General features: G+C 48.7%; 22 protein-coding genes and 1 riboswitch. Of the genes, 17 read left to right on the top strand and 5 right to left on the bottom strand.

Annotation, left to right across the window (positions count from 1 at the left end):
- The first annotated feature begins 67 nt into the window (after positions 1-67).
- Both mrcB and HUN04_06315 read left to right on the top strand, forming a co-directional pair.
- A complete protein-coding gene (mrcB, locus tag HUN04_06320) occupies positions 68-2,392 on the top strand; it encodes a penicillin-binding protein 1B (GenBank protein ID WDP89358.1) in 2,325 nt (774 codons plus the stop codon).
- Positions 2,393-2,848 carry a tetratricopeptide repeat protein gene (locus tag HUN04_06315; GenBank protein WDP89357.1) on the top strand — a complete coding sequence of 152 codons (456 nt, stop codon included), beginning with the start codon at positions 2,393-2,395 and terminating at the stop codon, positions 2,846-2,848.
- Between the two features lie 20 nt (positions 2,849-2,868).
- On the opposite strand, the gene HUN04_06310 is transcribed toward HUN04_06315, so the two are convergent.
- Complete coding sequence (locus HUN04_06310) at positions 2,869-3,855, bottom strand: helix-turn-helix domain-containing protein (protein ID WDP89356.1); 987 nt, start codon at positions 3,853-3,855, stop codon at positions 2,869-2,871.
- Positions 3,856-3,994: 139 nt separating this feature from the next.
- Between HUN04_06310 and HUN04_06305 the strand changes: the two genes are divergently transcribed.
- From HUN04_06305 to HUN04_06285, 5 genes are all read left to right on the top strand, one after another.
- Positions 3,995-5,053, top strand: a complete 1,059-nt coding sequence (locus HUN04_06305; protein WDP89355.1) for a 4Fe-4S binding protein — start codon at positions 3,995-3,997, stop codon at positions 5,051-5,053.
- Between the two features lie 9 nt (positions 5,054-5,062).
- The gene (locus HUN04_06300) at positions 5,063-7,303 is read left to right on the top strand and encodes a molybdopterin-dependent oxidoreductase (GenBank protein WDP89354.1); all 2,241 of its coding nucleotides are present in this window, start codon (positions 5,063-5,065) and stop codon (positions 7,301-7,303) included.
- Positions 7,300-7,752, top strand: a complete 453-nt coding sequence (locus HUN04_06295; protein WDP89353.1) for a PaaI family thioesterase — start codon at positions 7,300-7,302, stop codon at positions 7,750-7,752. The genes HUN04_06300 and HUN04_06295 overlap by 4 nt, the downstream gene beginning before the upstream one ends.
- Positions 7,753-8,405: 653 nt before the next feature.
- Positions 8,406-9,101, top strand: a complete 696-nt coding sequence (locus HUN04_06290) for a PEP-CTERM sorting domain-containing protein (GenBank protein WDP89352.1) — start codon at positions 8,406-8,408, stop codon at positions 9,099-9,101.
- A 274-nt stretch (positions 9,102-9,375) separates the two neighbouring features.
- Positions 9,376-10,287, top strand: coding sequence for a hypothetical protein (locus HUN04_06285; GenBank protein WDP89351.1), 912 nt, complete (start codon positions 9,376-9,378; stop codon positions 10,285-10,287).
- Positions 10,288-10,403: 116 nt separating this feature from the next.
- Here the strand turns inward: HUN04_06285 and HUN04_06280 are convergent, their stop codons facing one another.
- The gene (locus HUN04_06280; protein WDP89350.1) at positions 10,404-10,694 is read right to left on the bottom strand and encodes an integration host factor subunit alpha; all 291 of its coding nucleotides are present in this window, start codon (positions 10,692-10,694) and stop codon (positions 10,404-10,406) included.
- Positions 10,695-10,815: 121 nt separating this feature from the next.
- On the opposite strand from HUN04_06280, the gene HUN04_06275 reads away from it, so the two are divergent.
- Positions 10,816-12,231, top strand: a complete 1,416-nt coding sequence (locus HUN04_06275; GenBank protein ID WDP93182.1) for a purine permease — start codon at positions 10,816-10,818, stop codon at positions 12,229-12,231.
- A 33-nt stretch (positions 12,232-12,264) separates the two neighbouring features.
- Here HUN04_06275 and HUN04_06270 read toward each other — a convergent pair whose 3' ends face one another.
- Positions 12,265-13,476: an HDOD domain-containing protein gene (locus HUN04_06270; protein ID WDP89349.1), complete on the bottom strand. Its 1,212-nt coding sequence runs from the start codon at positions 13,474-13,476 to the stop codon at positions 12,265-12,267.
- Positions 13,477-13,618: 142 nt separating this feature from the next.
- On the bottom strand, positions 13,619-14,035 hold the full coding sequence (locus HUN04_06265; protein WDP89348.1) for a hypothetical protein: 417 nt from the start codon (positions 14,033-14,035) through the stop codon (positions 13,619-13,621).
- A gap of 86 nt (positions 14,036-14,121) precedes the next feature.
- Positions 14,122-14,200: riboswitch (cyclic di-GMP riboswitch) on the bottom strand.
- 167 nt (positions 14,201-14,367) lie between these two features.
- Between HUN04_06265 and HUN04_06260 the strand changes: the two genes are divergently transcribed.
- The 5 genes from HUN04_06260 (at position 14,368) to HUN04_06240 (ending at position 19,241) form a co-directional block, all read left to right on the top strand.
- A complete protein-coding gene (locus HUN04_06260; protein ID WDP89347.1) occupies positions 14,368-14,988 on the top strand; it encodes a TetR/AcrR family transcriptional regulator in 621 nt (206 codons plus the stop codon).
- A gap of 60 nt (positions 14,989-15,048) precedes the next feature.
- Positions 15,049-15,486, top strand: a complete 438-nt coding sequence (locus HUN04_06255; GenBank protein ID WDP89346.1) for a C_GCAxxG_C_C family protein — start codon at positions 15,049-15,051, stop codon at positions 15,484-15,486.
- Between the two features lie 317 nt (positions 15,487-15,803).
- The gene (locus tag HUN04_06250; GenBank protein ID WDP93181.1) at positions 15,804-16,244 is read left to right on the top strand and encodes a CreA family protein; all 441 of its coding nucleotides are present in this window, start codon (positions 15,804-15,806) and stop codon (positions 16,242-16,244) included.
- A gap of 157 nt (positions 16,245-16,401) precedes the next feature.
- On the top strand, positions 16,402-17,526 hold the full coding sequence (locus HUN04_06245) for an acyltransferase (protein WDP89345.1): 1,125 nt from the start codon (positions 16,402-16,404) through the stop codon (positions 17,524-17,526).
- Between the two features lie 488 nt (positions 17,527-18,014).
- A complete protein-coding gene (locus HUN04_06240; GenBank protein WDP89344.1) occupies positions 18,015-19,241 on the top strand; it encodes a site-specific integrase in 1,227 nt (408 codons plus the stop codon).
- 194 nt (positions 19,242-19,435) lie between these two features.
- Here HUN04_06240 and HUN04_06235 read toward each other — a convergent pair whose 3' ends face one another.
- Entirely contained in the window at positions 19,436-19,672 is a 237-nt protein-coding gene (locus tag HUN04_06235; protein ID WDP89343.1) for a hypothetical protein, read from the bottom strand.
- 833 nt (positions 19,673-20,505) lie between these two features.
- On the opposite strand from HUN04_06235, the gene HUN04_06230 reads away from it, so the two are divergent.
- The 4 genes from HUN04_06230 to HUN04_06215 all read left to right on the top strand — a co-directional run bounded on the left by HUN04_06230 (position 20,506) and on the right by HUN04_06215 (position 26,935).
- Positions 20,506-20,871 carry a hypothetical protein gene (locus tag HUN04_06230; GenBank protein WDP89342.1) on the top strand — a complete coding sequence of 122 codons (366 nt, stop codon included), beginning with the start codon at positions 20,506-20,508 and terminating at the stop codon, positions 20,869-20,871.
- 267 nt (positions 20,872-21,138) lie between these two features.
- Positions 21,139-22,296, top strand: a complete 1,158-nt coding sequence (locus HUN04_06225) for a site-specific integrase (protein WDP89341.1) — start codon at positions 21,139-21,141, stop codon at positions 22,294-22,296.
- A gap of 778 nt (positions 22,297-23,074) precedes the next feature.
- Complete coding sequence (locus HUN04_06220; protein ID WDP89340.1) at positions 23,075-26,605, top strand: hypothetical protein; 3,531 nt, start codon at positions 23,075-23,077, stop codon at positions 26,603-26,605.
- A 15-nt stretch (positions 26,606-26,620) separates the two neighbouring features.
- Positions 26,621-26,935: a hypothetical protein gene (locus tag HUN04_06215; GenBank protein WDP89339.1), complete on the top strand. Its 315-nt coding sequence runs from the start codon at positions 26,621-26,623 to the stop codon at positions 26,933-26,935.
- Positions 26,936-26,985 lie beyond the last annotated feature (50 nt).

Raw genomic sequence — 26,985 nt, 5'->3', positions numbered from 1 at the left:
GCTGCTTATTTTTTTCGGATATGGTATTGAATGGCAATTGAATTGGGGGCAGATACGGACAAATGATATGAAAAGATTGCTGCGGTTTATTTTAGTGTTGGGTGTTGCGGCGGCCGGGGCCGCAGGATTTATATATTACAACCATTTTGACACCCTGGTGCAGACACGGTTCCAGGGACGGCTGTGGGAACTGCCGGCCCGGGTCTACGCCCGGCCCATGGAAGTGTACGAGGGCATGCACCTGGATTCCGGCCGGTTTGAAAAGGAACTGGCCCTGATGGGATACCGGAGGGCAGCGGGGGAAAAACCAGAGGCCCCCGGCACCTATCAGAGAACGGGAAGCTTGTTCCGCCTGTATTTGCGTGCCTTTGATTTCGGCGATGAAAAATGTGATCCCCGGCGGATCCGGTTCCGGATCAAAGAGGGGGTGGTGGACGGGCTCCAGCGGCCGGGCAAATTGTCCGCTGCTGATTCCCATGCCGATTTGGCCCGGCTGGACCCTGTGGTCATCGGCAGCTTTTATCCTGATTCTAAGGAAGACAGGATTCTGGTTGACCTGGATGCGTTTCCCCCGCTTCTGGCCAAGGCCATTGTGGCAGTGGAGGACCGTAATTTTTACACCCACCATGGCATCGACCCCAAATCCGTACTCCGGGCCGTGGCCGTAAACCTGAAAAAGGGGCGGCTCACCCAGGGGGCGTCCACCCTGACCCAGCAGTTGGCCCGCAATTTTTTCCTGACCCGGGAGAAGACCCTCACCCGCAAGGTCAACGAGGCCGTCACCGCATTGGCCCTGGAGCGAAGGTTTTCCAAGGAGGACATCCTGGAAGCCTATATGAATGAAGTCTATCTGGGACAGGACGGCAGGCTGGCGATCCACGGGTTCGGTCTGGCCTCACAATTTTATTTCGGGAAATCCCCCCAAAGCCTGCAGCCCCGGGAAATCGCCCTGCTGGTGGGCTTGCTCAAGGGGCCGTCGGCCTATCATCCCCGGCGCCATCCCAAGGCGGCCCGGGCCCGACGCGATGTGGTCCTCCATGTCATGGCCGGCCAAGGGCTGATTTCAGATAAGATTCTCAAAAAAGCCCTGGCCGCTCCTTTAGGGGTTGTAGAAAAAGAAGCCAGGGGGCATTCTCCATTCCCCTATTATTTGGATCTGGTCAAGCGCCGGCTGATGACGGAGTACCATGAGGCAGATCTGAAAACCATGGGACTGAGGATATTTACGGCCCTGGATCCCCAGGTCCAGCTGGCAGCGGAGGCGGGCACCGCCGGATTCCTGAAAGGACGGAACCGTCATCTGGACGCCGGGGTGGTGGTCACCTCCCTGGCCACCAATGAGATCCAGGCCCTGGTGGGTGGAAAGGACTTCAGGTACAAGGGATTCAACCGGGCCCTGGATGCCCGGCGGCCCATCGGCTCCCTGGTGAAACCGGCCATTTACCTGACCGCGCTTTTACAGCCGGAAGCATATACCATGCTCACCCCCCTGGATGACGGAGCCGTGGCGGTGGAAAATCCCGACGGCAGTATCTGGCGGCCCCAGAATTTTGATAGGCAATTCCACGGGCAGGTCCGGCTTTATAGGGCCCTGGTCAATTCCTACAACACCTCGGCGGTGCGGCTGGGGATGGCATTGGGGCTGGACCGGATCGGCGCGACCCTGGAAAAGATGGGATACACGCCCAGGGGAACCCTGCTGCCCTCCATGCTGCTGGGAAGCCTGGAGATGTCGCCCATGCAGGTGGCCCAGCTCTACCACTGCCTGGCGGCCGGTGGGTTTTATATCCCGGCTAAATCCATCCGGGCGGTATACACCCCCCGGGGGCAGGCCCTGAGCCGGTATCCCCTCTCCATTGACCAGCGCCTGGATCCCGGGGCGGTCTTTTTGGTGAGCAAAATCCTCCAGGCCGTGGTGGACCAGGGGTCGGGCCGGTCCCTGGAAAAATGGATGCCCAAATCCATGGGCACGGCCGGAAAAACCGGGACCACAAACGATCTGAGGGACAGCTGGTTTGCTGGATTCACCGGCAGCCGCCTGGCTGTCGCCTGGACCGGCCGGGACGACAACAAGCCGGCCGGGCTTACCGGTGCTTCCGGCGCCCTTCAGATCTTCGGCCGGGTCATGTCCCGGGTTTCCAATACCCCCCTGGTGCTTTCCGCCCCTGAAAATATAGAATGGGCCGCCGTGGATATGGTGTCCGGCATGGTCACCGACCCGGATTGCCCCGGTGCCGTGGCCGTGCCCTTTATCAAGGGATCCGGCCCGGTCCAATACCGGCCCTGCAGCTATCGCAGAACTGCAGGCGGGCAACGGCGTTCTCCCTCCCGGCCGGTACCTGAAAAGGTTAAGCCCAAATACCTCATAGACTGGTTAAAGGAGATTTTTTAAATGCAACTCATCCGTTTCCCACGGCTGGTTCCGGTTTTGGCGGTGCTTTTTATCTGTTCCTGCGCCAAACCGCCCCTGAGGCCCGTGTCCAGAACCCATCTGCCCCCGGAGAACCTCCCCCAGGTCGGCAGCACCCGGCCCCCGGCCGCCTCCCCCTCCGCCCCCCGTCCTGCCCGTCCGGCGGTGGTGGATGCCATGATCTCCAAGGCGGAGCAGCAGTTGAAACAGGACCGGCCCGAGGCCGCCTTCAGGACCCTGGAGCGGGCCCTGGCAGTAGACGGCCGTGATCCCCTGATCTGGCACCTCATGGCAAAGGCCCGCCTGAACCAGGGGCAATACGCCCAGGCAAAGTCCCTGGCCGGCAAATCCAATACCCTGGCCGGTGATGACGGGGACCTGCGGGAAAAGAACCGACGGATCATCAGCCAGGCAAAGGAAGGGCTCAGCCGGATTTAAATCGTGTTCCGGGGGCGCTGCTACCAGGGCACCCGGGTAAAGAATTTATCCCTATAGGCCCTGGGCGAAATCTGGGTATGCTGTTTAAACAGGCGGCAAAAGGAACTCACGTCTTTATACCCCACGGCCCAGGTGATTTTGTCGATGCTTTCCCGGGTGGTTTCCAGCCTTTCCTTTGCCGCGTCTACCCTTACCCGCTGAAGGTATTTCAGGGGCGGCTCTCCGGTGGCCTTTTTGAACCGCCGCTTGAAATGGCGGGGGCTGATGCCCACTTCCCTTGCCACATGGTCGACGGTTTCCAGTTGGGCATATTCTTTTTCAATGATGGCCTGGGCCTGCCTGACCTGGACATCACCGTGGTTGCGCAGGGGCGCGGACATGGCGTAGGGCGCCTGACTGACCCGGTTGGGGTCCACTAAAAGGGCCTTGGAACAGATTGCGGCCAGGTTCTGGGAACCGAATTTTTTAATCAGATGGATGGCCAGATTATAGACGGCCGTGGCCGCGCCGGCGCAGATGATGTTATCGTCCTCGGTGAGGATGCAGGCAGGCGCCAGATCCACCAGCGGATAGCGTTTTCTGAACAGCCGGGCAAAGGTCCAGTTGGTGGTGGCCTTTTTGCCGTCCAGCAGGCCCATTTCAGCCAGCACAAATGATCCGGTGCACACCGTGGCGATGGTGGTGCCTTTCTGCCGCAGGCGGTTGAGGTGTCCGGCCAGTTGGGGCAGACTCTCCGGGATGGGGGTGATTTTGGGCAGGATGGGGGAGATGACGATGCAGTCGGTGTCTGTGACCTGGGCTGCCCCACGGTCCGCTTCAATGCGCAGGTTTCCGTAGGCCGTGATGGGGCCGCCGTCGGTGGTCACCACCTCGGTTTCAAACAGGGGGCCTGGGGATTCCGGTGCCATGGACTGCTGCCAGAGATTTGCAATGGAAAATGCATCCATGAGGGTGGTGATGCTGGAAGCAAGGCTGCCTTCTCCGACCCATAGGCTGATTTTGGCCATGATTTCTCCTTTTAAAAGTCTTTTTTTGCATAGTATTTGTCATTTATGACACTTTTCAATTTAATGGGCAACCCGTATTGTTCTACCATCACACGATCCTAGAGCGAGACAATGACATCAACGGATTAAGGAGGCAGATATGGCGGATGTTTTCGAAAAACTGGCAAAACACCTGGATACCCTTCCGGCGGGCTACCCGGCTACGGATTCCGGCATTGAAATCAGGATTCTTGAGCGGTTGTTCTCCCGGGAAGAGGCAGGGATCACCCTGGGGCTGACCATGCTGCCCGAGCCTGTGGGGGCGGTTGCCGCCCGCATGGGAATAACTGAGGGCGAATTGGCGCCCAAGCTGGAGGAAATGGCTCAAAAAGGGTTGATTTACCGCCACAGCAAAGGGGAGATGAATGCCTATGGGGCGTCCCAGTTTGTGGTGGGTATCTGGGAATACCACCTTAAAAGTCTGGATGAGGGACTGATCCGGGAGGTCAATGAATACCTGCCCCAGTTCATGCATAAAAGCTGGCTCAAGCATGAGACCAAGCAGCTTCGGGTGATTCCCGTATCCCAGGAGATTACGGCGGATAATACGGTGATGCCCTACGAGGCCGCAGAAAAAATCATAAAAGAACAGAGCAAAATCGTGGTTTCGGACTGTATCTGCAGAAAAGAGCATGGGATGGTGGGAGAAAGATGTGAATATCCCATGGAAGTCTGCCTTTCTTTCGGGTCCGGGGCGTATTATTATGAAAAGAACGGGCTGGGGCGGGCCGTTGGCACCGACGAGGCCCTGGAGATTCTGGCCAGAGGGCAGAAGGCTGGCCTGGTCCTCCAGCCGGGCAACTCCAAGAAACCCACCAATATCTGCATGTGCTGCGGATGCTGCTGCCAGGTGCTTAAAAATCTGAAAACCATTGACCGGCCCGCCAAAGCCGTGCATACCAATTATTATGCCCGGGTGGAGGCGGATGAATGCACGGCCTGCGGTGTCTGTGCCCAGCGCTGCCACATGGATGCCATTGAGGTGGAAGCGGTAGCCGTTATTGATCTTGACCGGTGTATCGGCTGCGGCGTCTGCGTGCCTGAATGCCCCGCCGGGGCAATGGCTGTTGTGCAGAAGGATGCGGCAGACCAGTATGATCCCCCGGCAAATGTATTTGAAACCTATATGACGATGGCCCAGGAGCGTGGAAATATTTAGGAGGCAAGCATGGGAGAGTGGCAATCCAGCGGGTGTGTGCTCTGCGCCCAGAACTGCGGGCTGAAGCTTTTTGTTGAAGACGGTAAGATAACCAGGGTGAAGCCGGACAGGGACAATCCCCGGTCAAAGGGGTATGCCTGCCGCAAGGGAATGAAACTGCTTTACCACCAGTACCCGGCCGACCGGCTTACCCATCCCCTGAAACGGGTGGACGGGAATTTTGTGAGGGTCTCCTGGGGTCAGGCCCTGGATGAGATCGCCCAAAAGATGAAAAAAATAGTGGGCGATCACGGCCCAAGGTCCCTGGCCTATATGGGGGGCAGTTCCCAGGGCGGACACATGGAGGCGGGATTCGGACTCAGCCTGCTCAGGGGCATGGGGTCTCAATATTATTATTCATCCGCCGGCCAGGAATTTTCCAGCCATTGGTGGGTGACGGGCCGGGTCATGGGCAAGCAGTATAATATTTCCGGGCCGGATCATGACAATTGTAAGATGCTGGTGGCCTGGGGGTGGAACGGGATGGAAAGCCACCAGATGCCCCGGGCCCCCATAGTGCTCAAGGAAATTTCAAGGGATCCGGACCGCATCCTGGTCTCCATCGACCCCAGGAAGAGCGAAACCGCGGCTATTGCCGATATCCACCTGCCGTTGCGGCCGGGCACCGACGCTTTGCTCATCAAGGCCATGATTGCCATTATTCTGGAAAAGGGCGGGGAAAACCAGGACTATCTGGATGCCCACGTCCATGGCTGGGACAAGGTGCGCCCCTGGTTTGAAACGGTTGACGTTGCGGCCGCCCTGGCGGTTTGCGGGCTGGATTACGATCAGGTGGAAGAATTGTGCCGGCTTCTGTCCACCCAGAAATGGGGGATCCACCAGGACCTGGGCATTTATATGGGCCGCCACTCGGTGCTCAACTCCTACCTGCTCCATATCCTGGGGGCGGTGTGCGGGATATTCCAGACCCGGGGCGGGAATATGATCCCCGGCATGGTCATGCCCATGGGATTCCATGCCGACGAGCGAAACCCCAAGACCTGGCGGACCGTTGCCACGGACATGCCCCCGGCGGCGGCAGGCTCCTTCCCGGCGGCGGTGATGCCCGAGGAGATCCTGTCCGGCCTTCCCGACCGGATCCGGGCGGTCTATGTGTCGGCCTGCAATCCCCTGCGGGCTTATCCCGATACACAGGCATATGAAAAAGCCTTCAGTCAACTGGATCTGCTGGTGGTCAACGATATGGTCATGAGCGACACCGCACGCCTTGCCCACTATGTCCTGCCCTGCAGGTCCTATTACGAATCCTGGGACGCCACCTTTTTCCCCTGGTCCTACCCCGGGGTCTATCTTCAGCTGCGCCGGCCCCTGGTGCCGCCCCCGGGGGAATGCCTCGAGGCCGCCCAGATCCATACGGCCCTGGCCGACCGCCTGGGGCTGATTCCGGACATCCCCGATTTCCTGTATGAAGCGGCAAAGGGGGACCGTCTGGCCTTTGGCGGGGAATTGATGAATTGGGCTGCAAAAGAACCCCGGGCTTTTAAGGCCATGGCCTTTGTTCTGGCCAAAACCCTGGGAGGACAATGGGACAGTGCCGCAAAGGCTGGGTTGTGGGGCATGCTCATGACGGCCCCTGAAAAGTTCCGGCAGAATGCCGCCCGGGCCGGATTTGAAGCGGATGTTTTCCAGGGGGACAAAATCTTCCAGGCCGCCCTTGATGCGCCCCAGGGGTTCTGGGCCGGCAAATCGGACACGGACAATCCCATGGGCGACATCAAGACCGAATCCGGGAAGCTGGAGATTTATATTCCGGAACTGGCGGATTTCATCCGGGACCTGAATCCCCGGGATGAGGCCCGGGATCTGGCACTGCCCCGGGACTATCCTTTGGTTCTCAATGCAGGCCGCCATTCCCGGTTTACCATGAACTCTTTGATGCGCAATCCCGAATGGAATAAGGGGCACCGGGATTGCACAATCGCGCTGAATCCCGCCGATGCAGACGCGCTGGGCCTGGAAGACGGACAGCAGGGCAGGGTGACCACGGCGGCGGGGAGCCAGACCGGTGAGATCCAGGTCAGCGGGCAGGTGGCAAAGGGGACGGTGTTGATTCCCCACGGATTCGGCTTTGAATTTGAAGGGCAGGTCTACGGCATGAATGTCAACCGGCTGACCCGGACCGCCAACCGGGATCTCATGGGCACCCCCATGCACCGGTATGTGCCCTGCCGGGTGGAGGGGGTCCAATGAAAACACCCAATCCCGAGTTTGTCCGTCAATTAAAAACAATGGTTAAAAACAGCCCCTATCCCAGCCATATGCGCATGGCCTTAACAGAGATTTCATTTGACGCCTGCACCGTGGAAATGGCGCTGGCACGCTGCCATCTTCAGCCCTACGGCATTGTCCACGGCGGGGTGCTGGCCACCCTCATCGACACGGCCACCTTCTGGGCGGCCTTTCTCCGGCTGCCCCAGGAGGACGGCCTGGTCAACGTGGATCTCAAGCTCAATTATCTCAAGCCGGTGGTCAACGGAATGCTGACAGCCGAAGGACGCTGTCTGCGCCCGGGCAGGACCATCTCCTATGCAGAGGCAAGGGTGGTGGATGAGGAGGGGGCGCTCGTGGCCCACGGCACTTCCTCACTTATGGCACTGCCGGGCAAGGGCATGGATATGGCGGTGCCAAAGTTTCTGTGATTTGCGGTGGAGGCATCACCCGGCCGCGATACGGGAAGACGCCTCCACTAAAGCATTCCCGGTCGTCCTGGCCGGGAATGCAGCGGAGAGCCCGCCGGCTATGCCGTCCTGGCATCCGGCAGGTCTCCCGCCATTCCAGTGCCCACCCGCACGGCAGCCTGACCATTCAGGCACATTTCTCCGGCTGTTCTTTATTCAAAAGAATGATTTTCCACTGCGATCCTTAGCGGTTTCAGTTAATCCTTCAATACTCTGGATTTTCGCCATACCCCATATCGTGGAATCGGGGATTCCCCGCCGGAAACCTCCAATCATCGACATCGCCAACGGTTTTTAGGTATCACTATTAAATTTTACTTTTTACGGGACCCGCAAATTTAAGAATGTATATTTGTATCAATCTGGAAATTATTTTCATAAAATACAATCTTTTTTTACTGAGAAAAAAAGTTTCGAAAAGTGCTGTAAATATCGACAGTTATGGGTTTTGAACTGCCTCGTGTAAGGTATGTTTCTTGCATTTTTTTTGATGCTGCCTACTCAATTTTACCAAATTAGCCAACAAAGCCAAACTTTTTGTGAGGCAGTGACGGAAAGCCTGCGATATTCATGGGGCATTTCCCGGGGTGCATCTAAAAACAAGGAGACGGTATATGAAAAAAAGCTTATTAGTCATTTGTTTTTTCTTATTTTTTTGGGGATTCAATTCAGCCCAGGCGGATATCATCGAAATAGATTTAACGCCAGGGGATGCTCTTATTACCAGAGATACAAATACGGGATTAGAGTGGCTGGACCTGAGTGCAACCGACGGCATGTCATACAACGATGTCCTGGTCTCTCAATGGTATACCGAATACGGATTCCATCACGCCACAGAAGAGGAATTCGTAGGCTTTTTTACGAATGTTACAGGTATCCAACCTGGGACAGGCACAACTTCGGGGGGATACGATCGTTATTTAGACGTATCTGGTCCAGAATACCACGATCAAATAGCCACTTTAGTTTATTATATGGGGACAACCCATGAATATACTGATCCCTACAACCCAGCATATTCTTATTCCTGGTCAACGGGTCAGATACAAGATACTTATCTCGCACCATATTTGAGCCAAACGTCACACAGAGCAATTCGAATTACGCTTAGTGAATCAAATGGGACAGTAAATTGGGGCTCGCCTGCCTCTGGATTTGCCAGCGAACCTGATGAACGAAGCGGATATGCCGGCCATTTTCTTATTCGGAATTTCACCCAAACGTCTCAAGTTCCCGAATCTGCCACCATGCTTCTTTTCAGCATTGGGCTATTAGGCATTGCAGGGGTGAGCAGAAGAAAGAAATGATGTAAGGCATTATTGAATCAATTTCTAAAGGCAGGGCCGTTTTGGCTCTGCTTTTTTTATCAAATTTTATATGCTTAAGATTGACCGGGTCTATATCTCCTGAAACGCCATAGGTCAGTGTGTCCGCCCCGTCAGTCATCGTCTTTTTGCCTTCAAGATGGACTGGCCCGTTGGGCAACGCCAATATTCTTGATTTTCCGGCGAATTTGGCATATAGAGAGACGATTTGGTTTCTATAATTCATTTTTTAATTTTCTATTCAAAGGAAAATATCATGAAAAGAGTATTGTCTGTTGCACTGGTTCTTTTGTTCGCCAGCGCTGCTTTTGCCGTTGAAAATCCCTGGGACAGAAAACTGCCCTTTAAATCCGCCACCGTAGCCTATAAGGTCGCCGGAACCATGACCGGGACCAAAACCCTTTACGTAAAGGATTACGGCCGGACCACGGCAGAGTATTCAAATATGTCCATGAAAATGTTCGGCATGACCCAGGAGCAAAAAGAGATCATCATCACCACTCCGGACTGGATTTACACCGCAGATCTCGTGGAAAAGACCGGCTCCAAGCAGGCCAACATCAATAAATATATGCAGGAGGAGTTTGAAAAACTCTCTTCAAGCCAAAAGAAAAAGGTGGTTCAGAACGCGGAATCCCAGGGGATTTCCACCATTGAAGGACTGGAAGGCTCCATTGAAAAAAAGGCAGCCACCATTATGGGATATACCTGCGACAAGGTAACGGCCATGGGAACCACCGCCTATAACATCAGCGGCAGCGCCCTGCCTTTGAAAATCCAGGGCGAGACCATGGGGATCAAGATCAGCCAGGAAGTCACCGACCTCTCCACGGGAAGCGTGGCTTCTTCCAAGTTCGCGCTGCCCAAGGGAATTCAATTTGAGCATGACCCTGATGGGGACCGGATGATGAAAGAGCAGGCCAAAACCGTGATTCAAAATCTTGCGGCAGGAAAACCCGCCATGGCCGGTGCCGCCGGGCAGATGCCCGCCGGGTATTCCCAGACCCAGGTTCCGGAACAGCCCCAGGCCTCAAGCGCCTCCGATGATACCGGACTTGCCCAGGATGCCAAGGATGTCGGCCAGGCCGCCAGGCAGGAGGCCAAGGACGCCACAGTAGATCAGGTGAAGGAAGAGGTACAGAATCTGTTTAAAAGCATTTTTGATTAAACCCGGCTTTTCGCTCCTGTGATTTTCAGGGCGATTGTGTGATGCATGGGGGGCTGCTGAGGCCGGTGGGCTGCAGCAGCCTCTTTGATATAGGGAGGATTGGGGCGCGTGCCCCGTTAGTTTGGCCTGCTGTTCATCTCTTCCTTGAGTTTGCCCGCACATTTGAAGGTGACGACCCGGCGTTTTTCCAGAAGCATTGATTCGCCGGTGGCCGGATTCCTGCCTTTTCTCGGAGATTTTTCAATGACCTGGAATTTCCCGAAACCGGATATCATAAGGTCTTCCCCTGATGCCAGGGTGGATTTGATGATTTCGATAAGGGTTTCAACTGTTTCTTTGGCCTCGGACGGTTTTTGATTGAATCTGTCGGAAATTTTTTCGATGAGTGTGGTTTTGGTACAGGTCAAAACGTTTGCCTTTATCTTTTAATTATGAGCCACTTGGCATATATTATCTTCTTTTTTTAAAGAGTCAAGTGATTAGATAAATAATTGGTAATTATTTGAAATTTAAAGTTTTTTGAATTTGATGGAGGGGTTTGTGAACAGGTCTGAAATGATTTTGGGGCTCAATGACCGGCCGCCGGTTTTCCAGGCGGTGCTGGCGGCATTTCAACATCTTCTGGCAATTTTTGTGGGCATCGTTACGCCGCCGCTGATCATCGGGGGCGCCCTGGAACTGCCGCCGGAATATAAGGCGTATATCATCAGCATGGCCCTTTTTGTTTCGGGGGTTGCCACCTTTATCCAGGTAAAGAAATTCGGTCCTGTGGGGTCGGGGCTGCTGAGCATCCAGGGAACCAGTTTTACTTTTTTGGGACTTTCCATCGGTATCGGCCTTTCGGTAAAGGCTGCAGGTGGCAGCCCTGAACAGGCCCTGGGCACCATCTTCGGCGTCGCCTTGGTCTGTTCCCCGGTTGAAATGATCTTTTCCAGGTTTATCCCTCTGCTGAAAAGAATCATTACACCGCTGGTGTCCGGTATCGTGGTCACCCTTATCGGCCTTTCCCTGATCCGTGTGGGGATCACCGACATCGGTGGCGGGCAGTGGCTGCTGACCAATAAACCCGAACTCTACGGATCCGGGGCGAACCTGGCCCTGGCCGCCCTGGTACTGGTGACCATCATTGCCCTGAACCGGAGCCGGAACCAATGGCTGCGCATGGGGGCCATTGTCATCGGCCTGGCATTGGGGTATTTTGCGGCGGCTGCCATGGGCATGGTGCAGTTCGGGAAAATTTCGGACCTGGGTGTTTTTGCCGCGCCCGTTCCCTTTAAGTTCGGATTTTATATCTCCTGGGGGCATGTTATTCCCATGGCCCTGCTTTATCTGATCACCACGGTGGAATCCATCGGCGACCTCACGGCCACCTCCATGGTTTCCGGCGAGCCCATCATTGGTGAGACTTATATGAAACGCATCGCCGGCGGTGTTTTCGGAGACGGGGTGAATTCCGCTCTGGCCGCAGTGTTCAACTCTTTTCCCAACACCACCTTCAGCCAGAACAACGGGGTAATCCAGATGACCGGTGTGGCTTCCCGCTATGTGGGGTATTGGATTTCGCTGCTGCTGGTGCTGTTCGGGATGTTTCCCATTGTGGGCGGGTTGTTCTCCATCATTCCCAATTCCGTGCTGGGGGGCGCCACCATCATCATGTTCGGCACCGTGGCTGCATCCGGAATCCGGATCATCGCCTCAAGCATCATCGACAGAAGGGGCGTACTCATCATGGCCATCTCCCTTGGGATGGGCCTGGGCGTGGCCTTCCGGCCGGAGATCCTGGGGATTTTTCCGCCCCTGGTCAAGCAGATTTTCGGTTCGGCCATCACCACCGGCGGCCTCACCGCCATCTTCCTCAATGTGGTCCTGCCCCAGGACCTGAGGGAACAGGTGCCGGAAGGGGACGGGGACGCATTCTCAAATATCGGTAAGGATAAAAAATAATAGACCTGGCCGGCGCCAACCGCCGGCCAGGCATCAGGAGACGGCCGTCTCAAAAAAAGAGTCGGCCATTTTCACCGCATCCAGGTAGTAGGCCGGCAGCCTTGTCCCCATGGTCCGGCCCGTTACCGCCGTCAGCACATTGGACTCCCACAGCCCCCGTTCAAAACAGTCGATGATATGGAGCATCAGGTTGAATTGCCTGATTCGTCCCATAAGGGCGTCGGTCATATTATCTGAAAACCTGATATTTTCCGCGATCACTTCCATTTTGCAGTTCATCAGGGCGTCCATGAGGGTGAACATCCCCAGGGTGAATAATTCATCGTCGGAGAACTGGGTTTGCATGATCTGCCCCGTTTTTTCACACATCACGGCCCGGACCACCGAGCGCCGGAGCAATTCATGGGAGGCCGCCGGGTTTAAATCCCCCACCGCGATGATGGTGATGAATTTTTTCAGTTCATCCCGTCCTAGGAATATGACGGCGTCTTTGATGGTGTCAATGGGGACGGGGCGTCTGAAATAGGCGGAATTGATGAATTTGAGCAGTTTGAAGGAGGTCCCCGGGTCCTTTTTGATCAGCTCCTGGATCTTGCTGATATTCAGGTCCTCCTGCCTGAGTTGGGCAATGAGCTGCATCTTGGCAGCCTGGTTGGCGGAAATCTCTTTTCCCGTGACGGTTTCCGGCTTGGAGAAAAAATAGCCCTGGAACAGGGTGAATCCCATTTCGCATGCCCTGTGGTAATCTTCCCGGGTTTCCACATGATCCGCCATCAGTGCCGGCCCGTTTTTTTCTTTCAGGCGCCGGATCCGGTCGAAAATGCCTGCCGGGGCCGTTTTTCCGATGTCGATTTTGACGATATCGGAATGGGAAATCAGTTCGGGGGAAGCGGGGGCGTTTAAAACAATCTGGTAGCCTTTTTTGCGCAGGCCGGCGATGGCGTTAAGGAGGTCGGGGGCAGGGGCGGTCTCCCCCGGAATTTCGATGTGCACAAGCCCTGCGGGAAAGAGCAGGGGGATGTTTTCCATGATCATTTCCGGGGTGAAGCGGATGAAGCCCGGCTTGCCTCCGAGCAGGTCCCGGATGTCAAAGGAAAAAAATGAATGGGACAACATGGTGATTGCTGCGGTGTCCCCGGCCTTATCCCCAAGTGTACATTCCACTCCGTCTTTGAACAAAAGTGTGTACCCGGCCACTTTGTTTTTCTGGTCAAAAACAGGCTGCCGTGCAACAAATATGTCCATGGTCATGGGATCCTGGATTTAAATCAAATTGACGTTCAGGCATTACTTTGGAAATGTATACTCGGCTTTTCCCCGGGGATTGTCAATACCTTATTAAAGGCGTTGGCGTGGGCAAATACCCTGAATTGTATCCGGTTCCGGATTAAGGGGATAGAAAGGCTTCTGCTTCTCCCATTGTGGTGGACACCTGCCAGTGGTAGGGCAGGTCCCGGGCCATTCCTGTGAAAAGGCCTGCCATGGATGCGTGGAATTGTCCCTGCACCAGGATGACCGTTTTTTTCAGCCGCTCCGGATGGTTACAGGGAGACTGCCTCAAAATTCCTACGATTTCAGATAAGTCCGCCATGGAAAATCCCGGTGTTGACTGGTAAAGATTCCACAAAGATGGCTTGGCAGGATACTCCGGATGTTTCAGCAGTTCCCCCAGTGAGGATAAGATGGTGTTTTTTACCAGGGTGCCGCTGGTGATGACTTCAAGGTAGTGGCGGTGGTTTTTAAGCCTGAATCCCTGCCCGCTATATCCGGGACCGGGTTGATTTTCTGGGTTGTTGTCTGTCATGCGGCTTTAATTCTCTCCCCCCTAAAGCGGTTCCGGGAGTCAAGGTCAGAACCGTCAGGCTGCAACCAAGGCATGGAGGTGCTGAAAACTGCAGCCCGGCTGTCTCCGACCCAAAGACCCGTGGCTTTCCGTCCCTGTTTTACAACAGGTTTGGCAAAATGTGGGTATTTTAAACGGTTTTATTTTATTGTCAATGGCGATTTAAAAAGAAGACGCCATGCATTTTTCCTGCCGTGGCTTTTATAATGAGGATTAATCGAATTCGCAGACACCCGTTCTTTATGCTTGACAATTTTTCGGTGTTTAATAAAATAGTCACCACTGGTGACAAAATGAAATTGAAAGGATTTTCAATGACAGACCGACAGATGCGAACCCGGAAAAAGTTGATAAAAGCAGTGGGGACGGTGCTGGCTGAAGAAGGGTTCAAAGGGGTGGGCGTCAATAAGGTGGCCAGGACAGCCGGTGTGGATAAAGTACTGGTATACCGCTATTTCCAAGGGCTGCCAGGCCTGATGACTGCCTATAGTGAAACGGTGGATTTTTGGCCCACGGCTGAAGAACTCTTTGGATCTGACCCAGAGGCTGTCCGGGAACTCGCACCCGACATGCAGATGGCCTATTTTTTTAAATCCTTTCTTGCGGCGCTTCGCAGGCGGCCCGTTACCCAAGATATCCTGGCGTGGGAGCTTCTTGAACGGAACGAATTCTCTAAACAGCTCGAGGACCGCCGGGTACGCAGTGTACTGGAATTTTTCGAGCAACTCGACACCCTGCCCGATGATGAGCATCTTCCCGCCATCGTGGCGCTGATGGCCGGTGCCGTGAATCACCTGATTGTCAAGTCTCGCATTGCCAGCTCCATCAGCGGCATTGACATAGAAACGGATGCCGGGTGGGATCAGATCAACAAAGGGATTGATCTTCTGTTGAAAGGTATTTTTACAAAGTAAATTTTTTTTGCCCAAAACGTCACCATCGGTGACATTTCCATAAAAACAGGGAGAAAATAAATGACAGATCATACTGCGGTCAATAAATTGCTGGAAGGGTACTCCTGCTCAGAATCCATTCTGATGGCGTACGCTCCATATTTTGATCTGCCCCCTGAACTCGCAGGCCGGCTGGCTGCAGGATTTTCAGGCGGGTTCGCCCAGGGGAAAACCTGCGGGGCTGTGACAGCTGCCACTGTGGTCATCGGCCTGAAATTTGGTCCCGGCCTCACACCTGATCCGTACAAAAAGGATCTTTGCTTGATCAAGATTCAGGAATTATTCCACCGGTTCGAAAAACGGCATTATACGACCAACTGCGGAAAAATTCTCACCCAGTCTGGGGTGGACCCCAAAGATCCCGAGCAGATTAAACAGCTCCGCCAAAAAAAGATCTGCAACAAAATTGTTTATGACGCTGCTGTCATATTGGATGATCTGCTTGGGGAAAAGGTTTAAAAATCTTCCTCCATTGATATTTTGGGGGTATCACTGACCGCGTATGGGGGGCCGCTACTCGCCAATGAGGGATGGCTTTAAGTCCTGGGCGAAGGATCTGTTTCTGCTAACAGGGATGGCCGTAGACTAGCGCTGGGAGATACCATTCCCCCTTTTTTCAGCGGTTCTTTTGGCCCTGATGTAATCTTCAAGTGAAAAATGAATAGAGCTATGGTATTGGGGGAGGTGCAGAATCAAAAATAAGACACTATGTACAGGGAGACAGGAATTTGAAAAATAGAAGAAATACCGTTGTGGTCGTCTGGTCAATTGTATTGATGGTTTGGGGAATTGTATCTGTGGTTCAGGCGGATGAGATTGGCGAGGTCCGGACAAAATTCAAGATCCTGGGAGCCAATGATAAAATCGTGATTGAGGCCTTTGATGATCCAGATATTCCGGGTGCCACCTGTTATCTCAGCCGAGCCAAGACCGGAGGGATTAGCGGATCTATAGGCCTCGCAGAGGATAAATCCAACGCCTCGCTTGCCTGTCGCCAGATCGGTAAAATTGTTCTGCCGGAACGTGTGCGATCTGGTAAGGACGATGGCAAGAAAGTGTTCAAAAAATCAACCTCCGTTTTATTCAAATCGCTTCAGGTGGTTCGTTTTTATGATAAAAAAAGAAATTGTATTGTATATTTGACCTATTCGAATAAATTAATTGATGGCTCACCGAAAAACAGCATCTCGGCAATTCCTATTTTGGATTGGAAATAAACACTGGGATCAAAAGGAACCACCGAATGGATCGTGAATGGCAGAATCGATATACCATGAGCCGGCGGCGATGTGACCAGAATGCCACTGAGGTGAACAGACTCTGGTCCTGATTTGTACGATATCCTTCGGGAGGAATTAAAAAGAGGATATGCCCATGAATGACTCCCCGGTTGCCGGTCAACGAATCTCCTTTATTGATGCGGCCAGATTTTATGCCATGGTACTGGTTTACTACGGCCATATTGTGGAGCAAGTCATGTACCTGGGCAGCAGCCAGGCCGCTGCCCAGTACAAGTTTATATACTCCTTTCACATGCCCCTGTTCTTTTTCCTGTCCGGTACCATTGTCGCGGACAGGAAACTGGCCCTGGCCTTTGGCCGGTTTGCCAAGCAGGCCCTGGCGGCAAGGCTGGCTCCATATATACTGTTCAGCATACTTTTAGGCCTTTTGTCCCTGTTTATCCCGGGATGGTTCCCACTGGGCGCCCTGACCGACGCCCATGCATATCTCAAGGGGATTTCCAAAACCTTGACCGGATTCCCTGCCTTTTGCATTCCCCTCTGGTTCATGGCCCTTCTCATCAGTGTGGAATTCTTTCATTATATCCTTTCAAAAATTATTAAAAAAAACCTGGTGCTGGCTTTCACCGCTGCCCTCCTGTATTGGGGGGGATATACCCTCAACCATGCCCACAATTTTGTGGCCCAGGGTCAGGCATACTGGTTTATCAATGAAGCCCCGGTGGTCTACCTTTTTTATGCGGCAGGTACTCTGCTCCAGAAATCGGGCTGGCTGGAAAGGGTCGTTTCCCAATGGATCACCGGGCTGGGAGCCGTCCTATGCCTGTTCCTGGTTTTTTTCACCTTTGATTTGAATCAGGGACCCTTCCGGATCATCCAGGCGGTGGTGATTGTACTATCCGCCCACGGCAGCTTCTTTCTTTTCCCGTTCACTGCCTTTGCCGGTTCTTTTTTTATCCTCTTCGCCGCCCGTACCGGCCCTGCATGGGCGTGGATTTCATATATGGGGAAAAATGCCCTCTCCCTGTTCTGCCTAAATGGCCTGTTTTACCATTTCGTCAATCCCAAGGCCGCCAAATGGTTCTCAGCTTCCTTTGAGTTGACCCATGGAACGATTTTGGCCTATTCATCTATTATGACCCTTGTCAGTATCGTTCTATGCATTCCCATGATTTATCTGCTCACGACCTGGCTGCCCCAGTTCATGGGAAAACCCGCAACGAAAGGCCCCATTTTAGGCCCCTTAATTCGGCCTTAATTAGTCAGCAGTTTTATACCGGGGGAAACTTGGAAAGAATGAGCATGAAAGCAAAAAAGCCTTCCAGGGAAAATCCCTGAAAGGCTTTATTATCAGTGGCTGGCTGACTAGGATTCGAACCTAGATTGACGGAGTCAGAGTCCGTTTTTGTGATTTTACACAAGTTTTCACACGACCACATCTTGTCAGTATAACCACTTGACAACATTGTCTTTTGATTGTATTTATGTTCTCGGTTATATACATTTTGTATCACATAAAATCCTATCGCATTTAATAAAAAGTGGGGACTAAGTGGGGATAGATTTGGGGTGCCGAATATTTAAAAGAATGAAAAATTGATTGACAACATTGGATGTGGGCAAACTGAAAAAGAGAGTGAAGCTCCAAAAAATTAATTTGGGAGCAGAGCTATTCTTTCTTGGGCCAAATTAAGGAATGATCCGTTCGTTGCAATTCTCAAAATCAAAATAAATGGGGATAAATAAATGGCTAAGTGGGAAAGTACAAAATTTCCAGGTGTGAGGTTCCGGACGCACAAAACCCGAAAACATGGAATCAGACCAGATCAGTATTTTTCTGTTAGGTATCAAAAAGACGGAAAACGTAGGGAAGAGGGGGTCGGTTGGGCTAGCGAAGGCTGGAGTGCTCAAAAGGTCGCCGTAAAGCTTGCAGAATTGAAAGTTGCTGCTGTTACCGGTGAGGGGGAGGCCCGCCTGTCGGAAGCAAGGGAAAGAATAGAAAAGGATAAAAGGATAGCCCAAAAGACTAAAGAGGAGGCTAAAAAAAAGGCACTTACCATTAATGAGTTTTTTCATGATGTCTATTATCCTCAGATCCAGAAGGAGAAGAAATCCAAGACATACAAGCGAGAGGAGTCTCTATTTCGTTTGTGGATTGACAAAAACATTGGTGCACTCACATTCTCGGAAGTTAGTAAATCAGATATTGAAGGGGTTTTCTATGACATGGTTGATTCTGGAAAAAGTATCCGAACAGCTGAATATGCCATGACGACCCTAAAGCAAATTTGGCGAGAAGCTAGAGAGGGGGAGTATGCCCCGGAAATGCCAATGATATCCAAAACCATGAAAAAGAAAATCAGCCAAAACAATAATTCCCGGATACGGTTTCTTTCTAGGGCAGAGGCTAAAACACTTTTGGGTGAGTTGCAGAAGATCAGTATTCCTCTTTATGAAAAGGCGCTGATCAGCCTTCATTGTGGATTGAGGGCATCAGAAATATTCCACCTGACTTGGTCCAAAGTTGACCTCGAACATGGGATTTTCAATATTATTGATTCAAAAGGGGCTGACAGATCTGTGAGTATGACGCAGGATGTTTTGAGTTTGATGAAGACAAAAGATAGGGGGAAATTGAATGAGTTGGTATTTCCGGGCCGACAGGGGAAACCCTCAACTCAAGTCAGTCAAAAGTTTCGAGAAGTCGTCAATAGATTATTCAATCAGGGAGTGACTGATCGACGGGAACGGGTTACTTTTCACACATGCCGTCATACTTGTGCTTCTTGGATGGTAAAACAGGGAATTAGTCTCTATTTGGTGCAAAAGGTTTTGGGACATTCAACTATTCAGGTAACGGAAAGGTATGCCCACTTGGCACCAGATCAGCTTCAACTCGCTGCCAGTGCCATTGATTGGGCCGTGGCTGAACATAAAAATGAAAAGATTGTATCAATTCAGAAAAAGGCATGATTATCCAAAATGGATAATCCCAGATTCTCCATCCGGTATCAGATACAGTAAAATTTTTGTTCAAAAATGAGAAAATACTTCCTTGAAGTAAAATGGCATGAGATTTTTGATTAGACCAAAAACTAAGAGGTAGATTTTGGTCGGGAAATTTCGTTTTCAGATGACCAGCAGACGCATTTACCCATTGATCGCCCCTACTTTTTTTGTGGGTAAAGAATTTTTTTTACAAATGATAAAAGTTTCGGTTTAGGAACATCTTTCAGTTTTTCATATATTTCTTCTGATGGTTTTGCCGCATGGGAAAGCCCTTTTCCGGTTTCAAGGTATTTGAAATTGCCTTTCCTTGCAATAAAACTCTCTACGGTCATGTCAAGTTTATCAGCAATACCAGATTCAAATAGGCTAAAAACATAATAGATGATCAACGTCATTTATAATACCCGCAAGAAAAAAACATTTGTCATTGATCAAATAGAAAACATTTGAAGTGACTTGATAGGTATCAACCCATGTCTTATTCTGGGGGTATCCCCGTAAATGAGTATATGGGTTCCCTCGTTAATGAAAGCAGTTTTTATTTTTTTATCTGATGGTTGAATGATTATTTGGGGTGACTTAAGGATTTTTTTATCCCCTAAAAAAAATTTTAGGGTGGGCATTTGCCAGATCGAATTTTTTCCTATAAAATTATATATAGCGATAGCTTGAGTGATGACCCATAACCCAAACTTTTTGGCGAGGCGAGGATCATGAGTCATCAAAAAAGAACAGTCAATTGTGATGGTTAGCTTGACTGAATCCTTTTTAGCTTAACAACAAATTCATGTTGGTTCCAGAAATTTGTTGTTGAAAGTTGAGTTTTAAATTTGGTGTCATAAACACCTATACAAGACTACTATATTATTTTGGGATTCCAAGTCAATGAAAAATTGCCGAGGCGGCAATTTTTTTCTTTCTGCGCAATTGCATTGAGAACACATTTTAATGTCAAAGAGGTAATTATTATGACTTGTAGTACGGTTGGAAGTAGAGATGATGAAAAAAACGCAAAGCCGGATTTTAGTTCAATTTTCAAGAATAATCCCACGGGATTTATACTTCGAGAAAGAATATCGGAAGCAACTGGTGGCTTAATCCATCATCGGACCATCGCTAACTTAGACGCCCTTGGGAAGGGGATTCCCCGTTTTCGGGTTGGGAGAAAGATCTGCTACTTGGTGGAAGATGTGGTGGCCTACATCGAAGATCGTGTGGAGATGGTGTAATGCAAAAAAATGGAATAGGGACAAGAATGACAGTACAGGACGACATTCAAGCAAAACGAATCAAGCAACAAGAAAAAAGGATCGAGAGACGGGATATCCTCGAAAATGAAATAAAAGTCCTACGGGCAAAAAAGAAAAAAAGGATAGACAAGCATAGGAATGCAATGAATAGCCTTTTAGGAAGAATCCGTCAAAAAGAAAACAGCGTGAAGAAACTAAATCAGCAAATACTTTTTGAAGCTACAGTTGATATTGATCGAGAAGAACTCAAAAAAGCCATCGAGGCGGCTAAGTCTGCGACGAAAGCAAAACAAGTTGAGAAACAGAAATACGAAGCTCACGAATCTGAAAATGCATCACAATAAAAGTGGCCTGAATGCCAACGCATTCGCAAATTTTGTCGATGGACTTCTATTCGCTGCTCGTACCATAGGAATCTGATACGCCATAAAAAATATTTGATACTCAATGAGTTAGGTGGCTGACGGAGAAATATATTTCTCGAACGAAGTGTCCGAGGAATATACCGCTCCCCCTCGGGGGGAGCGGATGTGGAGTATCAAGGATAATAATAGCGTATCACATCAAGTAGTATAGTACATCAATGAACCATATAAGAAGAATATTTAGATATGATTGAAAAACCGATAAATTCGATGATAGACCACGAAGACGATATCCTTATTCTCCAAGCATCGGTCAAGGAGTTTCAAAAAAATGTTTCGACCAACAAAGATACTCTATTGGCATATTTCCAAATTGCCAAAAGGATAATCGATTATAATAAAGCAAAAAGGCATGACGACTATGATATCTGTGCGTATGCCTTGGATAGCCTAATCGGCAAAAATACTTTTTACAAATATAAAGCGGCGCTGCAGCATTGCCTTGTCAGTGAGATCCAAGACAGCCTTGATGCCTACAAAAAAAAACATATTAAAGCAGATTTGGATAATGCGTGGCGCCTTCTTGATAAGTTTAATGAGTTGGCCCCGATGATTGGGTCTAAGGCAAAGGTTGCTTTTTGGAGAGAGAATGTTTCTATTTATCCTGATCTTGAAATTCGAAAACAAAAAGAAAAACTTGGGAAAGCTAAAAAAAAAGAAGGGCGGCAACAGAGAGCGAATAGTAAACGAAAGTCTATTGTCGGTTTGCCAAAAAACTGGCAAATCTCTGTTTGCAAGAATGTCAAGGAAAAATATCACGTAGAAACATTTTTATTAGCTTTGACTGGATGTCGACCAAAGGAACTGTTTAATGGAATAACTACATATATGCAAGATGGTCATTTGATGTGCAGGATTAATGGCGCAAAGATCGGTGATAATAAGGGGCATGAATATAGGACCTTAGGGTTCACTCCAAGCAAAAACCCAATAGCCCAATTGTTTGTAATGCTTTTGGAGAAAAATGATCAGGAAAGAATAACATATCAACTTCCAGGTGAAGGTAACGCCGACGATGTGCGGGCTTATGGGGATCACATTCGTTATATTGCACAACGTAAGCTAGGTTTAAAACATGTCTCTTCTTATTCCTTTCGGCATCAATTTGCATCTGATTTGAGAAAGCATTTGGGTGGAGATCCTGGACATGAAATTGATTTTGCTTTAGCCATGGGGCACATGACAACTTCGATGAGGAAACATTACGGGTTAAGACAATGTGGTAATGGAAATTTGGGCCTTACCTATTTTGATGCCGCCCGGAAGGATGAAGTCAAGGATGACTATTCGCCACCTGAGCATGTTAGAGAACAGAACCAGGCTGACCAAAACCGAAGGCTATGATTCAGACGAACGAATGTGATCTGGAGGCAAATCTAATAATAGGGTAATCTGTTCTCGACACGGGAGAAGTCAGAGGTTTAAGTCCGCTCTGGCCTATCATAAGAAAACAACAAGCACTTACGAAAATTTTGTAAGTGCTTGTTTGATATCTGCTCCCGGTTTGATTTTTGTGTTTAATTCTGTGCCCACTTACAAGGTCTGCCTGCTCCCCTAAAAAACTCAGGCTTTTAATAATAGTCCGGGGTTCTGAATCCATCATTGGGGAGATTTCTTATTGAAGTAGTCCTCAGTGGAAAAATTCAAAAAGTCTTACCCAAAAAGGCTTTCATGCTGTCAGTTACTGCAATCAGGGATGCTGTTGACGTATCATACCATACGCCGTTAACCTTTTTCTCATCTATTTTTCCTTTCGTGTGTTAAAAGTAATGGGCCATCTAAAATATTATGTGTGTTTACGTTATTCGTTCTGATGGGAAGGCTTGTACAGAAGGCATTTTAGATAAGAAGTTAGAGTTTGATCAGGAAAAACGGAAATTCATGTAAATTTACTATATTTTGTTGATTTTACAGAGATTAAGCGATATGGAGGTGTTGGTACGGTTTGTAAGTATTTAAAAAGACAGGAAATAATTGTTCGGTATCGATTGGAATGTGTGCAACCGTAATGATTAATTCGTCAGATTTTTTTCTGTCTGAATACAGCACGATTCTTTCTCAATGTGCTGTTCTTATTGAAAGGGATGTATAAATAAATCTGGAGGCCTAAGAGGACTAAAAGATGAACCTCAGCTTAGACTACAAGTATATCAAGCTTAATAGAACCTTCCATGAACTATCTAAAGATGGCTTTCAAAGTGATGACTCAGATATTTATCGATTATTAGGCACAGGAGAACGGCTTAATTGGTCTAATCTCATTAAAGAGTACCGTCTAATAATTTTGTCAGAAGCGGGATCTGGTAAAACTTATGAAATTCAAAATGTCGCCCTTATGCTTCGAGAGCAGGGGAAAAATGCTTTCTTTCTTCGATTAGAACATATTCCATCAGATTTTGAAGATGCCTTCGAGATAGGAACTTACGAAAATTTTGAAAATTGGTTGAATTCGGGTGAAGAGGGGTGGCTTCTATTAGATTCGATAGATGAAGCCCGTCTACGACATCCACGTGATTTTGAGAGGGCAATCCGAAAATTGTCCAGAATAATAAGCAAAGTTAAAGACTGGACTCACATTGTGATTACTGGTCGAACAACAGCATGGAGGCCATTATCGGATCTTAAGATTTGTAAAGCCCAATTACCTTATAATGCAAATTCCTCCACGGAAAAAGGGCCTATAAATGATTCTGATCTTGAAGGTGGCTTACATACTCAAACTAAAACAAAAAACAGTGATGAGACGGTGTTTAAAATTGTTGCATTTGATGATTTAGATTCTGGTCAAATTGAGTTATTTGTCAAAGCTCGAGGGATTGAGGATAGCAAATCTTTTCTTGAGGCTGTTGAAAGAGCTGATGCATGGTCTTTTACATCACGTCCCCAAGATTTAGAAGAACTTACTGAATACTGGATCGACAAAGGTAGAATTGGAAGCCGCTTAGAGCTCATGCGAAACAGTATTGATCGAAGGATAATCGAGCGTGACCAAGACAGGGCAGAAGCCTTTCCCCTTTCAGTTGAACGATCCCGAGAAGGTTTAAGGCTTTTATCGGCAGCTACAACACTATCTCAAAATCAAACCATTAGAGTTCCTGACGGAACAAAAAATTCTGAAGGAATACCAATCCAACCTGTACTTCCCGATTGGGATGATAAAGAACAATCAGTGCTATTATCCCGGCCAATACTTGACGAAGCGATTTACGGAACGGTTCGCTTCCACCATCGATCGGTGAAAGAGTACCTAACAGCAGAATGGTTCTCCAAATTACTCCAGAGAGAGACATCAAGAAGATCTATTGAAAAGTTATTTTTCCGAAGTCAATATGGCTTGGAAATAGTTGTTCCAACGTTACGTCCAATTTTGCCATGGTTGGTTATCCTGGATGAAAAAATAAGGGAACGAGTTCGTTTAGTGGCACCCGAAATTATTTTTGAAGGTGGTGATCCCAGCCAACTTCCTTTCGATGTGCGCCAATATATTTTACACGAAGTTTGTGAGCAAATGGAAAGAGGGACCACTGGTCGCTCCATGCACGACTATTCAGCCGTTCTACGGTTTGCAAACCCTGACCTGACTGATGATGTAAGAGCCTTGATAATAAAGTATGAAAAGTCAGACGATTTGGTTGCCTTTCTTTTACGCATGGTATGGTTAGGACAGCTTGAATTGGCTCTACCGGAAGTTATGAAATTTTCGCTATTGTCCACTGCTGATAAGTATACTCGCATAACGGCATTTAGAGCCCTTATTGCAATAGGTTCCGATGAGGATATAGAAAAGGTACAGCAGAGTTTTTTGCTTGAATCATCAGAGCTGAAAAGGGAATGGCTTGCTGAACTGCTTACTGGAATACGAACGACGAAAAAGACTCTGACTTGGCTCTTAGCATGCTTGGAAAAAGTTAAACCCAAAAAACGTTATAGTATTGATCTATTAACAGAAAAGGTGTCAGAATTTGCGAGGAACTCTAAAGTTGAACTTCTTCCACAATTTGTCTCTGGATTAAATAGATTACTTGGGTTTCCACCGATGATCGATCGCCTGTATTGTGATGTTTCAGAAAAATTCAAATGGTTGATATTACCTGCATGTGAATCAGTAGAGCGTTTGATATCAATTCATCATCCTGCCTCGCTTGAAGTTGATTGCCTTGCAACTTTACACAAATTAACAAGTCTCCGAGACTACGAGAGCAATGACCTAAACAAAATCAAAAATAATTTTTCAGAGCTTGTCCCAGCATGGAAAAAATTGAATTGGTGTTTGTTCTGGTATGAAGTAGAAATATCGAGAGAAAAGATTTCAAAAAAACCTGGAAATAGATTGACAGATTTCTGGAGAATATCTGTTTTCAATCCTATTTGGCGTTTTGAACCAAGTGATTTTGAGAATGTAGTTGATGAGATTAATCAACAAAAATTCCTCGACAATAAATTAGTACTTTTATCAATAGCATTTAGCCTCTATAGAGAAAATAGTAGACCTCGTGCATGGCGTATGAAACTAAAAAAGCTCGTTTCAGGTAATGATGAGTTGTCGGAGCGATTAAATTCCTATTTGAATCCACCGCCCCAAAGCGAAGAGGAACTACGCTGGAAACAGCAGGAAGCAAAATGGAAAAAAGAGGCTGAAGTCCGTAAAAGAAAAACAAAAAAGCATCATGCAAATTGGAAAAAATTTCTTAACGAAAATTTTGATAAGAATAAAGCTGATCTGCAAAATAAACCTGGAACTCTCACAAATCCTTTGCTCTATTTATTCGAGCAAACTCGAAAAAAGAACGGGTCTTCATCCAGGTGGACTGAGTATAATTGGAAGACACTGATTACAGAATATGGTGAAAAAATTGCGAGGTTCTATAGAGATGGCACCGTTTCTTTTTGGCGTAACTATGAACCAAAATTACGTTCGCAAGGCGCTCCTCTTAATCAAACCCCCTATGCTGTCATAATAGGTCTTACAGGACTTGAAATAGAGGCCTATGAAATTGAAGGTTGGCCGGCTGGACTAAGTTCAAAAGAAGCTGAATTAGCATGTAAGTATGCATCTTTTGAGTTAAACGGATTCCCGAAATGGTTTTCCAAACTATTTGAAGTCCATTCTGATGTTGTCTGTAATTTTTTCCTTCAAGAAGTCAAATATGAGTTGTCCATAGAAAAACAAAAGGAAAGAACCCATTACATCATAGATGACCTAAGCTGGTCGGGTCAGTGGGGTTGGGATAAATTAGCGAAGCATATTCATGAAATCTTGAAAAAAGAACCTAAAAACTTGTCTAATTTGGATGCATTATTAAAAATTCTTCAAGGTTCAAATGTATCGGATAACTTAATTGAGAAGCTTGCATCTCGAAAATGTCGTACCTTAAAAAAGATGGAACATCTCGCACGGTGGTTTGCTGTTTGGGTAGGGGTTGCTCCAAAAATTGCTATTACATCTTTGAAGATTAAACTAAAAGAAATACTTGATCCTAAATCACAAACTTTGTTTGCAATGGTTTTCATTACGCAGCTTTTAGGTGATCGTATGAGTGGTGAATCTAAAGTGCGAGAACAGTTCAAGACACCCGAATACCTGAAGTCGTTATACCTTCTGATGCACAAATACATTCGAAGGGAAGAGGACATCAATCGAATTGGGGGGTGAGCCTATTCTCCTGGGTTGAGAGATAACGCACAAGATGCTCGTAGTAGTCTCTTTAATTTGTTGAACCAAATCCCTGGCAAAGAATCATTCTTAGCACTTTGCGATTTAGCTAATTTACATCCTGATGAAGAAGTTCGATCGTGGATGTTTTTGAGCGCAAAGAAAAAAGCCGAACAAGATGGAGATTCAGATCCTTGGCCCGTTTCAGAAGTTAGAGAATTCTATGATAAACTGGAACGCACACCCAGCAACCATAGGGAATTGGCTGAGTTGGTGATCAGCGTCATTTATAATTCCCGCCAAACGACAATTAAAATTCCCGAAATTTAAGAATCAAAAAAAATGGTAGAAACATCCAAATTGAACAGAAGGAGAGATTT

The sequence above is a fragment of the Desulfobacter sp. genome (assembly GCA_028768525.1).
In the GTDB taxonomy this organism is placed as follows: domain Bacteria; phylum Desulfobacterota; class Desulfobacteria; order Desulfobacterales; family Desulfobacteraceae; genus Desulfobacter.
This window is presented reverse-complemented; position numbering and strand designations above follow the sequence as displayed.